Annotated in this window: 14 protein-coding genes; 7 read left to right on the top strand and 7 right to left on the bottom strand. The window is 45.1% G+C overall.

Features of this window, described 5'->3' with window-relative positions; genetic code table 11:
• Positions 1-27: 27 nt before the first annotated feature.
• Positions 28-447, top strand: a complete 420-nt coding sequence (ywhA, locus tag BSU_37550) for a putative transcriptional regulator (MarR family) (RefSeq protein ID NP_391635.1) — start codon at positions 28-30, stop codon at positions 445-447.
• 42 nt (positions 448-489) lie between these two features.
• On the opposite strand, the gene hmtB is transcribed toward ywhA, so the two are convergent.
• Positions 490-678 carry a 2-hydroxymuconate tautomerase (promiscuous) gene (gene hmtB / locus BSU_37540; RefSeq protein NP_391634.1) on the bottom strand — a complete coding sequence of 63 codons (189 nt, stop codon included), beginning with the start codon at positions 676-678 and terminating at the stop codon, positions 490-492.
• A 108-nt stretch (positions 679-786) separates the two neighbouring features.
• Here hmtB and ywhC point away from each other — a divergent pair, with 108 nt between their 5' ends.
• Both ywhC and ywhD read left to right on the top strand, forming a co-directional pair.
• Positions 787-1,446 (top strand): putative metal-dependent hydrolase; integral membrane protein, encoded by a 660-nt coding sequence (ywhC, locus tag BSU_37530; protein NP_391633.1) that lies wholly within the window; start codon positions 787-789, stop codon positions 1,444-1,446.
• A gap of 13 nt (positions 1,447-1,459) precedes the next feature.
• On the top strand, positions 1,460-1,978 hold the full coding sequence (ywhD, locus tag BSU_37520; RefSeq protein NP_391632.1) for a hypothetical protein: 519 nt from the start codon (positions 1,460-1,462) through the stop codon (positions 1,976-1,978).
• Positions 1,979-2,270: 292 nt separating this feature from the next.
• Here ywhD and pbpG read toward each other — a convergent pair whose 3' ends face one another.
• Positions 2,271-4,346: a sporulation specific penicillin-binding protein 2D gene (pbpG, locus tag BSU_37510; RefSeq protein ID NP_391631.2), complete on the bottom strand. Its 2,076-nt coding sequence runs from the start codon at positions 4,344-4,346 to the stop codon at positions 2,271-2,273.
• 201 nt (positions 4,347-4,547) lie between these two features.
• Between pbpG and speE the strand changes: the two genes are divergently transcribed.
• The gene (gene speE / locus BSU_37500; RefSeq protein ID NP_391630.1) at positions 4,548-5,378 is read left to right on the top strand and encodes a spermidine synthase; polyamine metabolism; all 831 of its coding nucleotides are present in this window, start codon (positions 4,548-4,550) and stop codon (positions 5,376-5,378) included.
• 60 nt (positions 5,379-5,438) lie between these two features.
• Positions 5,439-6,311, top strand: a complete 873-nt coding sequence (gene speB / locus BSU_37490; protein ID NP_391629.1) for an agmatinase — start codon at positions 5,439-5,441, stop codon at positions 6,309-6,311.
• Positions 6,312-6,342: 31 nt separating this feature from the next.
• On the opposite strand, the gene ywhH is transcribed toward speB, so the two are convergent.
• The 3 genes from ywhH to rapF all read right to left on the bottom strand — a co-directional run bounded on the left by ywhH (position 6,343) and on the right by rapF (position 8,163).
• A complete protein-coding gene (gene ywhH / locus BSU_37480; RefSeq protein NP_391628.1) occupies positions 6,343-6,816 on the bottom strand; it encodes a putative tRNA editing enzyme in 474 nt (157 codons plus the stop codon).
• A gap of 98 nt (positions 6,817-6,914) precedes the next feature.
• Positions 6,915-7,034 (bottom strand): secreted regulator of the activity of phosphatase RapF, encoded by a 120-nt coding sequence (gene phrF, locus BSU_37470; protein NP_391627.1) that lies wholly within the window; start codon positions 7,032-7,034, stop codon positions 6,915-6,917.
• The gene (gene rapF / locus BSU_37460; protein ID NP_391626.1) at positions 7,018-8,163 is read right to left on the bottom strand and encodes a response regulator aspartate phosphatase anti-activator of ComA; all 1,146 of its coding nucleotides are present in this window, start codon (positions 8,161-8,163) and stop codon (positions 7,018-7,020) included. Before rapF ends, phrF begins: the two co-directional genes overlap by 17 nt.
• 229 nt (positions 8,164-8,392) lie before the next feature.
• On the opposite strand from rapF, the gene ywhK reads away from it, so the two are divergent.
• Both ywhK and ywhL read left to right on the top strand, forming a co-directional pair.
• Positions 8,393-9,748, top strand: a complete 1,356-nt coding sequence (ywhK, locus tag BSU_37450; RefSeq protein ID NP_391625.1) for a factor interacting with DNA helicase PcrA — start codon at positions 8,393-8,395, stop codon at positions 9,746-9,748.
• 38 nt (positions 9,749-9,786) lie between these two features.
• Positions 9,787-11,163 carry a hypothetical protein gene (ywhL, locus tag BSU_37440; RefSeq protein NP_391624.1) on the top strand — a complete coding sequence of 459 codons (1,377 nt, stop codon included), beginning with the start codon at positions 9,787-9,789 and terminating at the stop codon, positions 11,161-11,163.
• 5 nt (positions 11,164-11,168) lie between these two features.
• Here ywhL and albG read toward each other — a convergent pair whose 3' ends face one another.
• Together albG and albF are read right to left on the bottom strand one after the other, a co-directional pair.
• Positions 11,169-11,870 carry a putative integral membrane protein involved in subtilosin production and immunity gene (gene albG / locus BSU_37430; RefSeq protein ID NP_391623.1) on the bottom strand — a complete coding sequence of 234 codons (702 nt, stop codon included), beginning with the start codon at positions 11,868-11,870 and terminating at the stop codon, positions 11,169-11,171.
• On the bottom strand, positions 11,867-13,147 hold the full coding sequence (gene albF / locus BSU_37420; RefSeq protein ID NP_391622.1) for a putative peptidase involved in subtilosin production: 1,281 nt from the start codon (positions 13,145-13,147) through the stop codon (positions 11,867-11,869). Before albF ends, albG begins: the two co-directional genes overlap by 4 nt.
• Between the last annotated feature and the right edge of the window lies 1 nt (position 13,148).

Below are 13,148 nucleotides of genomic sequence, written 5' to 3'. Positions count from 1 at the left end.
AATGCATCTCGAAATGGGGAAATTGACATGGACCATGACAAACTGGAAGCAAATTTGCTGGATCACGCACTTACAAAGTATTTGAAAAGCACGAAGCAATTAGATGAAGCCACCGTTCCGAAACACGTGAATAATGTAAGAGGGTTTATTCTGCGGATCATATACAGACATGGGAGCTGCACCATAAAGGATATTTTGAAGGAGGTCACACTGTCTCCCTCTGCCACGACCACAGCTCTGAATCATTTAGAGCAGGAAGGGTTTATTGAGAGATCCAGAAATAACAATGACCGCCGCACTGTATGGATTACTCTTTCTGAATCGGGCCGGGGAGCGGCTGAACAAATGATCGAAAACCGCCAGCAGCTGATTGATGGCATGTTTGAACGTTTAACAGCCGAAGAGAAAAAGACGTTCTTGGCGATTATTGCGAAGCTGGCTCAATAGGGATAATAAAAGCCGGTGCGCGAAGCGCCGGCTTTATAGAGATTATTCCATATCGCTCAGGCGTTTGCCTGCGACGGCATAATGGTCTTTTCTCATTTCTTCTATAAAGACAACAATTTTTTCTTCAGAAGCACCGGTTGTTTCCTTTACGGCTTCTGTTACTTTCTCGACAAGATTGCGTTTTTGCTCGTCTGTACGGCCTTCGAGCATTTTGACAGTTACGTATGGCATGGGTGCTGAATCCTCCTTTATCTCGTTTCCTCTCTTTAGAAAAAGAGGCTTCTTATAGTATACTGAATAAAGTAAATTCTTGCATTTTGAGAAAGAGGGATATCTCACTTGGACCGTTTTTTATATTATCCGTTATCTTTAATGCCATACCTCGTCATCACGCTAATTGTGTCGTTTACGATGCACGAGCTTGCCCACGCTTATGTCGCATACAAATTCGGTGACGATACGGCGAAAAAACAAGGAAGACTGACGCTGAATCCCATTAAACACCTTGATCCGTTCGGAACCATTTTGATTCTGGTGGCCGGATTCGGGTGGGCGCGCCCCATTCCCGTGAATCGCCGTTTCTTTAAGAAACCCCGGCTTGCTGGTGTGCTCGTATCTATAGCCGGGCCCGTCAGTAACCTGATTCTTGCGTTTATTGGTTTCTTTTTGTTAGTGTTGATGCATGCGTACGGAATGGAAATGCTTGCGGCGTTCAGCACGGGGCTGGATCAGTTTTTTTCTATTTGGATACAGCTGAATCTTGTCTTGTTTTTATTTAATCTGCTGCCGCTTCCTCCGCTCGATGGCTATCGAATTATAGAAGATCTCGTTCCGCCGGGCGTGCGTGCCAAAATGACGCAGGCGGAGAGCTACGGCTTTATCGTATTTTTGGTGCTGTTTGTGACACCGCTAGGATCTTACGTGCTGTGGCCGATGCTCAATGCAGGAAGAGATTCGATTTTAAAGCTGTTTTCAGCGATATTTCAACCGCTTTTGTAGGAGGTAGAACTTCATGGAAGAAAAAAAGAAAAAATCAATCGGGTTTAATATTATCAAAAGTGATCCGACAGACGGACACGGCGGTTTTGGCGTAGGGGCACTCAGCCTTGATAACATTTCTCCCGTATTCGTTGATGTAGAGGAAAAAGAAGCGTTCGTAGACATCGGCGCTATGCATGCCCGCAGCACCGTTGAAAAAGGAATTAAATTTCTCCCGAATAAAGAAGAAGTGCCGAACGGAAAACCATACTGGCTTGTGTGGGTAACGATTGACAGAAAAGAAGAGGGGCCTTATTACGCTGGTGTGACAGCCTGTGAAATGACGGTCGACAGAAGCATCAGAAGAGGCTACAAGTCACTGCCTGAGCATGTGAATCTGATGGATAAATCCATGAAACGGAAAATCATCGTTGATAAAATGGACGACAGCTCGAAGCGTGTACTAGGCGAATTTCTGAAAAAGCATGATCAGGGCCTATGGGACCGTTCCTCAGATGAGTTAAAAACGAGCCTGCTTCCAGAAAACAATTAATTTATGAATTTTTTGTGAACTTTTAAAGTATTTGAGATATTTTTCGTAAACATTGAGTAAACTGGTGATACAGAAATAGGACATGGAAAATCCCGAGCCGAAACAAGACTCGGGGTTTTTCATTTTTAGGGGGATATGAGTCGGCGACTGGGAGATGAAAGCCAGCGCCGAAGAAATGAGAAATTCACCACTTTATCCCAAAACTGATTGTTCAGCTCGATTGTCTAACATTCTTCCATCGATTATGAAGGAACCATACGAATAACCCGGCCTCCGAGGAGCCGGGTTATTTTCAATGATGTCGCCCCAGCCATTTGTCCCACCACTTTTTCTCGGAAGCGGGCTTTTCTTTGGATGGAAGCCGGTCTTTTGTTTGTTTTGCGGGTTCTGCCCCGTAGCACACGTTTGCGGGTTCTGTCCCTTTCACAAAATATGTGTAATGCTTAGCGGCGCAGCCGGGACCTGATGAGTAGCCTGTTTCCGGATCAATGTACACACCGGTTACGCCTTTTGGCGGCTTGAACGCGGTTTCCGGTTCGCCTTTGAGCGCGTCCTCCATGAAGTCCGCCCAAATGGTTTTAGCATAGCTTTTTTCTTCGACCGAGTCGATGGTGCTGTTTTTGTCATAGCCGGTCCAAACACCGGCGGCCAGCTTCGGATTGAAGCCGATCATCCAGCTGTCTGCGCTGGTGGTTCCTGATTTTCCGGCATACGTTCTTGTCAGGCGGTTGGCTATCGTTCGCCCCGTAACCGACGTATATCCATTTAAATCGATATCAAACATGCCTGTCATCATACTCGCTGTGACAAAAGCGGCTTTTTCATCAAGCACCTGTTTATGCTGATTCGGGTTTTCGTACAGCACGTGGCCGGCTGCGTCCGTTACTCTTGAAATAAAAGTCGGTTCGATTTTCTTTCCGCCATTTGCGAGCATGGCATAGGCGTTGACCATCTCAATCGGACGTACGGGTTCGGTGCCGAGTGCCAGGGACGGCAGTGCTTGAAGATGGGCGGTAATGCCGAATTCCTTTGCCGTCTTTACAAGTTTGTTCGTGCCGAGAAAAAGATGCGTTTTCACAGCGTAAATATTGTCGGAAAGCGCCAGCGCCTGCAGAAGCGTAATCGGCTTGTTGGCATAGTATCCGTTATAGTTGCTTGGAGAATAGGTTTCTCCCTTTGCATCAATTTGAAACTCGGTTTCTTCGCTTTTCATCAAAGTGACTGGCGTAAATCCGCTCTGAATCGCTTTATAGTACAGCAACGGCTTGATCGTCGAAGCAGGCTGGCGCTTCGCCTGTGTCGTCCGGTCAAACGGGCTTTTTTGATAATCCCTGCCGCCGACAAGGGCGAGAACGTTTCCGGTGCGGGGATCAATGGCTGAAAACCCGACTTGAATGTCAGAGCCCGCGTTAACCGTTTCGGTAATGGTCTCCTCGGCGATGCGCTGCATCCGTTTATCTACCGTTGTATAGACGTTTAACCCGCTCGTTTCAATTTGCTCCCGTGTCATGCCGAGCTTTTTTTCCAGCTCTCTCATCGCATTGTCGTAGAAATAAGGAGCCTTTCTCTTGGAAACTTGTTTATTCAAAGGCTGATAGGAAAGAGGTTCCTTGATCAATTCATCCGCTTTCTTTTGGCTGATCATCTGCTGCTTTTCCATCATCCGCACAATCGTTTTCTGGCGTTCCTTGGCCTTCGTCTCATTGACATACGGTGAATAGCCGGAAGGGCCTTTCGGGATTCCTGCCAAAAGCGCCGCCTCCGCATCCGTCAGGTTTTTGGCATGCTTGCCGAAATACAGGCGGGAAGCTGCTTCAATGCCGTAGGCGCCGTGGCCGTAGTAAATCGTATTTAAATAGCCTTCTAATATCTCGTCCTTAGAATAGTTTTGTTCCAGACGGATCGTGTAGAACGCCTCATTCCATTTCCGTTTCCACGTTTTGTCGTGTTCAAGGTATAAGTTTCTCGCATATTGCTGGGTGATGGTGCTTGCACCCTGAACCTTGGCAAATGCTTTCAGGTCAGCAAGCGCCGCGCCGGCCATGCGTTTATAATCAAAGCCGTGATGATCGTAGAAATTCTGGTCTTCAATCGCCACTGTCGCTTTTACGATCGTCGGATTCATGTCCTTTAAGGGGACCCAATAGCGCTTTTCGCCGTAGTTCGTTTCCCCGAGCTTTGAGCCGTCACTCGCGTACAAAATCGTGGATTGCGGCACTTGCACCGAGGGAGCGCCCTGGTATTTGGCTATCAAAATGACAGTCATAAACACAGCAGCTGCCGCCAAGGCCGCAAAAGCCCCTAAAAAGATAAAGGCGCGAACGGTTTTCAGCGTCAGTCTCAGCCGTTTATTTGTCATTGCATCCACAACGGGTTCCCCCTTTTTTTATGTTTCTACTATTATGAGAAAAAAAGATCGTTTTTAAACATCGCAGAACAGGACGCATCTTTACTTTTTCCCCGCCATCCTCTATACTTTTTCCTTAGGTGAAAATGAGATTTCAACCGAGAATAAAAGCTGATAAGACGCTTACAATAAATGAATACAGCCTCGAAAGGGAGATGACAATTGAGCGAACTTTGGTACACAGAGAAGCAGACGAAAAACTTTGGCATTACGATGAAGGTTAACAAGACGTTACATACAGAACAAACGGAGTTTCAGCATTTAGAAATGGTGGAAACAGAAGAGTTCGGCAACATGCTTTTTTTGGACGGCATGGTGATGACATCTGAAAAAGACGAATTCGTTTATCACGAAATGGTGGCGCATGTCCCATTATTCACGCACCCAAATCCGGAGCACGTTCTCGTAGTCGGCGGCGGTGACGGCGGCGTTATCAGAGAAATCCTGAAGCACCCAAGCGTGAAAAAAGCGACACTTGTAGATATTGACGGCAAGGTTATCGAATACTCTAAAAAGTTCCTTCCTTCTATCGCAGGCAAACTGGATGATCCGCGCGTTGACGTGCAGGTAGATGACGGATTTATGCACATTGCAAAATCTGAAAATCAATATGACGTCATCATGGTAGATTCGACTGAACCAGTCGGACCGGCTGTAAACCTGTTTACAAAAGGATTCTACGCAGGAATCGCAAAAGCGCTGAAAGAAGACGGTATTTTCGTTGCGCAGACGGACAACCCATGGTTTACACCGGAATTAATCACAAATGTACAGCGCGACGTGAAGGAAATCTTCCCGATTACGAAGCTGTATACGGCGAACATTCCGACATATCCAAGCGGTTTGTGGACATTTACAATTGGCTCGAAAAAATATGATCCGCTTGCAGTGGAAGACAGCCGTTTCTTCGATATTGAGACGAAATATTACACAAAAGATATTCATAAAGCGGCGTTTGTTCTGCCGAAATTTGTGAGTGACCTGATTAAATAATGAAGGTATGGCGCAGGAGCGAATCTTGCGCTTTTTTACAGGAAAGCGAGGGTATTATAGATGAGATTTGATGAAGCTTATTCAGGAAAAGTATTTATCGCGAGCCGTCCCGAGTGGGAAGAGGCGGACGCCATTCTTTACGGCATGCCGATGGACTGGACAGTCAGCTATCGCCCGGGCTCACGCTTTGGTCCAAGCAGAATCCGTGAGGTGTCAATCGGCCTTGAGGAATACAGCCCATATTTAGACCGCGATCTGGCTGACTTGAACTTCTTTGACGCTGGCGACATTCCGCTGCCGTTCGGAAATCCGCAGCGAAGCCTGGATATGATTGAAGAGTACGTGGACAGCATTTTAGAAAAAGGGAAGTTCCCAATGGGTATGGGCGGGGAGCACCTCGTGTCATGGCCTGTCATTAAAGCGATGTACAAGAAATACCCAGACCTTGCGATTATCCATTTTGACGCACATACAGATCTTCGTGTTGATTATGAGGGAGAACCGCTTTCTCACTCCACGCCGATCCGTAAGGCGGCAGAATTGATCGGACCGCACAATGTGTATTCATTCGGAATCCGTTCCGGCATGAAAGAAGAGTTTGAATGGGCGAAGGAAAACGGCATGCACATCTCAAAATTTGAAGTGCTTGAACCGCTGAAAGAGGTGCTTCCGAAGCTGGCGGGCCGTCCGGTTTATGTCACAATTGACATTGACGTATTAGACCCTGCACACGCACCGGGTACAGGAACGGTTGACGCCGGCGGCATCACGTCTAAAGAACTGCTTGCATCGGTCCATGAAATTGCGCGTTCAGAGGTAAACGTAAAGGGCGCTGATTTAGTGGAAGTCGCGCCGGTATACGACCACTCAGAGCAAACGGCAAACACAGCCAGCAAAATCATCCGTGAAATGCTGCTTGGGTTTGTGAAATAAGTAAACATCCAGACGATGTCTGGATGTTTTTTTATTCCCAGTCTTTACAAACATCAATCCACACTTTTGAGAAAGAAAATTCGGATAATTCTTTCGGTGTTAATTCAATAGCGGAGTTTCTGCTGCCGCATGCGGGGAAAACAGTCTGAAACCGTTTCAGCGATACATCAAGATAAACCTCAGGATCATGAGCCAATCCAAATGGGCAAACTCCTCCAATTTCATGGCCTGTCTGCTCCAGCACCTCATTAGGAGAGAGCATTCTTGCTTTAAAGCCAAATGTTTGCCTGGACTTTTTGTTGTCGATCTTGGCATCGCCGGCTGCCACAATCAGAATCACCTGATCTCCTTCCCCTCTGAAGGACAGGGACTTGGCGATTCTAGACAGGCTTACGCCGATTGTCTCAGCTGCCTGTTCAACTGTCGCACTCGACGTTTCGAACTCCGTCACATCATTTTCTCGATTCCATTGAGTAAAGTGGGTTCTCACACTTTTTAGAGACATGCTGCATTTCCACTCTCTTCAAGATTATTGAAAAGATCATAGCATGGATTGGGAGACTTTGGTAAAGAGGGGACGAAAAAACCGCCGATGGACGGCGGTTAAATCATTCCTCGTTGTGCAACTTCAATTTGGTGTGTAGGTGCATTTGCAATAGTTGTTGCCACGAACACAGTGCTTAGAGCCAGACAAGAGAGTAATAGTTTAGACTTCAATTTCATACAAACTCACTCCTCCTTGAATAAGTTGCCTTACTTGTTCCACCTTCAAAAAATAAGCAGAAGCTTTTTGAAAATTTTTACGTTCATGATAATATTTTGCCACATCAATAGCGAAATCTTCAAGATCAGCATACAACATTTTACTTTCGAGAAAATCAAAAAATCCTTGAATTGCTTCTTCATCCGGGCCTGATAAGTATAAAGATTTCAAAAATTCAAACTCTGATAAATATATTACATCTCCGGCCTTTTGTGAATAAGCCATTCCCTTACTATGATATTCATGAGCTTTATCTATTTTTCCTAATTTATAATGGATCTGTGTAATTAAAAAATACGCTTGAGGTAAGGAAGGAAGAATATTTGATTCTTCAAAAACAGCTATTGCTCTTTTGAAATAAGGTATGGCATCCTCATATTGGCTTTGGCTGTTTTTACAAAGCCCGATATTGTACAAAGTTCTCCCCATTAATTGGGGCTGCTTTTCAGCTTCTGCCATAGAATAAGCTTTTTGAAAATGTGAGATGGCATCCTCATACTGTTTTAAATCTAAAAAATTGGTGGCAAATAAAGAATGACACTGCAGCAATCTTATATTATAAGCTTCATGTTCTTTGTATATTTCATATGCTTGCCGTGCATAGTCCATTGAAAAATACGTTTGTTTCATATAGTAATAAGATTCAGACATCTTAAAGAAAAACTCAGCTTTCTCTATCCGATCCTTAACGAATATCAGCTTGCTTTCGGCCTTTTTGAAAAATTTAATAGCCGACAGATATTCCCGCTGGTCCAGCTCGTACATGCCTCTGAAGAAGTTAAAATAGTACTCAAGCAGACCAGTTAAACGAGCCTGTTTTTTATCAATCTCAAGCAGCAGATCAGACAGTCTCGGCTGTTCCTCAATCCTCATTTTTTCTAACGGTTCAAGGTACTCAAGCATTAGGTTGTGCCGAAACTCCATCAGTGAATAGTACAAATGAAGGTCTTGATCTTCTTCCATTTGATCCAGCTCTTGCTTGATTTCTCGTCGCAAATATTCTGCATCGGGTATGCTGAATCGGCGTATGTACATATACCATTCGTTAATCTTTTCTCCGATGGAAGAAGAAGATATGACACCTGTCACGTTTGCAAATCCCTCCCTTCATAATTCTATATATGTCATATTTTATCATCAACATTCTTGTGAGAAGCGCAAAAAAACCGCAATTTTTTCTTTCGTTACACCGCATGTTTGGAGATATATTTTCAAAAAGAAGCGTTTACCCTCAGCAATTTGTACAAGCAAACACGTTACCCTTCCATATTCTGTTATATCTGCGTGAGCAGTGTATGTCTGAAAAGGAAGTGAAGGAATGAGAAAAAACAAGCTTTCCTTTAAAGAAAAAGCAGGAGCAGAACAAGAAGAGTGCTTATGTTTTTGTGAGGGAGAAGCAAGCCGAGAAGCCATGTTTCAAGCACCGATTGAATTACCTGAAGGGTTTGTCGTTGATCCGGCTGAAGCTGTTGCAAACGTGACGTGGAATGCAGACAGCCTTTCTTGTGTCAGTGACCGTTGCTTAATTCAAACGGGGCCTGAGCCTGATGAGGTCGGTGTTCAATTTGCAGTGCGCCTGCAGGGAACCGTTACGCTACTCGTCAGTGTCTCACCTGTCCGAAATCAATATGGACAAGGGGACGGGGCTGTTTCCGTCATTCACAATGCAGAAATCGATCAAGTCGTCTATTATTCCGATGAATCGGATGATTGCCCGGATATCAGTGACATCACGATTGAGAACCTTGTTGTTGTTCCGCCGTTTTACGGCAGTCCTTTATCGGTGACGGGGACAATTGTGCTTGTACCGGAGCCGGAACCCGTCTACGCGTTTACAGCGAATCCAAATGATCAATCAGTTTCTGTGATTGATACAAACACCGATACTGTTGTGACAACGATTGCTCTTCCGTACAATCCGGCAGGTATTGAAATTACGCCAGATAAAAGCGCTGTGTTTGTCTTACATCCCAACAATAATGTGATTTCTGTCATCGATTATGACACATTAACAGTGACAGCAACTATATTGCTGGATCAGCCGCCTCGATTGATTAGATTTATCCCTAATCATGAGTTTGCTTATGTTTTCACCGGTACTGCGGTTTATGTGATTGGAATTGATACGTTAACTGTGGATAGGTCGATTCCTGTGGAAGGATATGATGTTGCAATCGATCCCAATGGGTTATTCGCCTATGTTCTGAATTTTGGAATAGTGCAAAAAGTGGACCTAACTACCGGTGAAGTCACAGGAACAATTGAACGAGAGCTTATCGTATCAACCATAGAAACAAATTGGCCGGAGCGGTATGCCTATGTATTAGAACAAGAATTCTTTTTTAATTATTTGACGGTTATTGATTTAAATACGTTTACCATCAGCAGCACCCAAGAGCTGGAGTATGAAGGGGAATATCGAATGTTTACGAGTGGAGCAGAGGTGTATTTATATGACGGCTTCACTGGCAATTTATATTCTGTCAGTCCAAATGGAGCAGGCGTTATAGGAAATGTTCCGCAATCAGCAACAGACTATGCGTTTACCCCGAATGGCGATTTTCTGTATGCAACTCGTTTTATAGAGCAGAGCATCATTGTTTACAACACAGATGATTATTCTGAGGAAACTGTGATATCTCTTGGGGTTTCACCGGGTGCCATTACGATTTAACCGCTGCATGTTGTGCATTTCTAAAAGGACGTGAAATCATGAAAAAGAATGATCTTTCTGCTTTACAGGAAAATTGTTTCTGTTTTTGTGATGAGGAAATTAGCCGGGAAGCGCCGTTTCAAGTGCCGATAGATTTCCCTGAGGGCTTCAAGGTTGATACGGCCGAAGCGTCAGCGGCTGTTACATGGAGTACAGACAATTTGTCCTGTATCAGTGAGCCTTGCTTAATCCAGACTGGGCCGGAACCAGAAGATATCGGTGTTCGATATGCTGTGAGAGTACAAGGGACCATTACGCTTCTTGTCAGTGTGTCGCCTGTACGAAATCAATATGGACAAGGAGACGGGGCTGTTTCTGTGATTCATACTGAAGAGATTGATCAAGTTGTTTATTATGCAGCACAGTCTGGCCGCTGTCCTGATTTCAGTCAAATAACAGTGGAAGATCTGCTCATTGTACCGCCTTTCTACGGCAGTCCGCTTACGGTGGCCGGGACACTTGTTTTACCGCCATCACCAGACCCTCAATCGTATGTGTTTACTGCCAATACTGGAGACAGCACGGTTTCGGTTATTGATGCAGATTTAAACACTGTTGTAAAAACAATCCCTTTTTCTGACGTGCCAACTAATCTAGGCGTTACTTTCGATAAAGCATTCACGTATGTCCTCCATGGAAATACCAACCTTGTCTCAGTGATTGATAATAAAACATTAACCATCATAAATACCATTACTGTTGGAGGAGGGCCGAGAAAAATCGAATTTGATCCAACAGATGAGTTCGCATACGTGATGGCCGCCGGATCTATATATGTGATTAACACGGCCTCTCAATCGGTCATTGATGTCATTCCGATACCCGGCGCTTTAGACTTTGCTCTTGATCCGAATGGACAGTATGTCTATACCGCTAATGGAAGCAGTTGGTCGGTTGATAAATATGATGTAAATACTGGGCAGTTGGTAGAAAGTATCATAGATACATTTGAATTTCCCAGTTTAATTACAACTCCTTACGCTGGAAATTTTGCGTACGTATTGAATGGTGAGCTGTGGCCGAAAGGTGTAACGGAGATTAGTTTGTCACCATTAAGCAGGGGAGGGGACTTCAGCCGTTTATTTGAAACGCTGAGGACGATTGTATTTTCTCTCGATAGTACTAGAGCTTATTTTCTAGAGCCATATAGTGAACCGTTTCTCATTAATAACTTATACGTAGTTAATACGGCCAGACAGAGGATCATTGCAAACGTGTCTCTCCCCGGCGCCTTTGACCTCGCCGTAACGCCGGACAAACAGTATATTTATGCGGCACAGCCCAACGACAATGCTGTGACCGTGTACCGCACAAGTGATTATACAGCCGTGACGGTGATTCCGGTTGGCGCGGGTCCGTCTGCGATTGCGATGTAGCTATTTTATAGATCAAGAGAAGCGGTGCTGTGATAAGAGAATCGTTTATAAATAAATGATCCGATTTGCTGAATGGCAGCCAGGATAATCAGAAACAGCAGTTCACTTATAGAGAAACTGAGCATCCACCAAATCCCGGCTGCTGCCAGTGCTCCCGCAAACACTTTTCTGAACAGGCTGCCGTGCCGGAAAAGCTGCCGCAAATACGTTCGCATGCAAAACAATAAATACAGGATCAGTAGCATCGCAAGTCCCATTGAAAAGGCAGGGGGCGTATGAAGGCGGAAAGGGACGGCTTTAACGATTTCGAACATGCAGCCGAATATGATGACTTGGCACAACACGGCAGCCATCACGTATGTTTGGCGGACGTTTTTATAGCTGTCACGCAGCGATTTGACGTCTTCTGCATATCGGCTGCACAAGTTGTGTTGCTGAAAGTCACAGCAGCTTTGATGAGACTGTGTGAGTTTCTGAAAAGCTGCTGTCATGTTTTTCACGGATTGGGTGACATAGTGAAGATAGAGAAAAGCAGGCAGCATCAGGAGGGCAGCGGTACAAGCCAGCAGTCCGAGCCGCACAGCATCATTGTTGATCATCTGTACATATTGGGCGGCGGCTTCGGCAACGGCCTGAACCCAGCCGAAGGAATAAGCCGCCATACCTATAAGCAGCAATAAAAGGGTAAAGACAGTGCTTTGTTTCATTGTCTGATCGCCTCTTTCTGAGAAACGTGAATGATCGCTTTGTTAGAAGATGCCATTGCATCAATGAGAGACAAGAAAACCTGCGCATCCATATCTTGAATGATGTGGTACATGTCAAGAAACGAGCAATCGCACCTGTCACACTCGGCTGCCCACTCGAAGCATTTACGCACATAATCGCTGTCATAAATGATCGCGTCTGTCAAAGAGTCCTTGCCGTATTGAAGCCAGGCGGCAACCTGTTCTTTCTTCTGTGTGACATAGTATGAAGCCACATCGATATAAGCTGAAGAATGGGTCCCTTGACTGTGAAGGATCAAGAAACCGCCATCCTCATATATATAAGTCTCGGCTGACAAGCGATCGATTTCCAGGCGGTACGTTTGCTGAATCTCTTGAAAAAACGGTGAATCTAATTGAAATAGAATACGAGCCGCGATATCCCAATAAAGCTTTATCGACAACAGATCGTTTTGCCCGGGAAGTGCGCCGATCTGTAATCCGGTCCAGGTATCTTCCATCCGCTCCTCATCACCCAGCATCATTTTTTGTGAGAGGACTGGAGGGCATGCCGGGATGATTTTTCTTTCAGCATGATAATCCGGACGCTTTTCCAGCTGGAGGTGAGGAGGCAAAAGCGTTTCTGTATTTTCTGAGCCCCCAATCAAAAACAGCGTCATCCGATGGGCTTGGTAGGCAGCCTTATAGGCTTTTTGTAAATCACTGATGTCCAGCGCCTCAATATCTTCGATTCTGCCTGCGGGGAAAACGGCAGCTGGTGAGGAGGGAGAAAGCATGCTGATCAGCTGATAATGATATGAGAGCTGATGGTTAAGGTGTGCTGTTTGAATTTCGCTTGTAATCACAGCTTTTTCCTGAGCGACAATCTTCTTGTCAAATGAGTGGTTCCATAAAGCATCAAGCAGGATGGGAATCGTTTGTCTGAGCCGATCCGGTAATGAGGTAAACATGAAATTGGTATCGGTGTAGGTAGTGAATGCGTTTAAAAGCGCGCCATGCGCAAAAAAATCACTGTACAGATTGCGGCCGTTATGCCAGAAGAGAAGATGCTCTAAAAAATGTGCTGTGCCATACGGAAGCAGTGTATCACCGGATTCTGCCCGTATACATACATCCCGGCTTCCAAAATCGATTTTTACATTGCACAGCCGCAGGTGGGCGCGGGGGAATTTCAATCTGAATATTTTTAGTCCGCTGTCTGTGTATCTGATATCGGTTCGTTCATCCAGCTGTTGAAAAAAGGCTTTCTTTTCCATC

It is taken from the genome of Bacillus subtilis subsp. subtilis str. 168, from assembly GCF_000009045.1.
Lineage (GTDB): Bacteria > Bacillota > Bacilli > Bacillales > Bacillaceae > Bacillus > Bacillus subtilis.
This window is presented reverse-complemented; position numbering and strand designations above follow the sequence as displayed.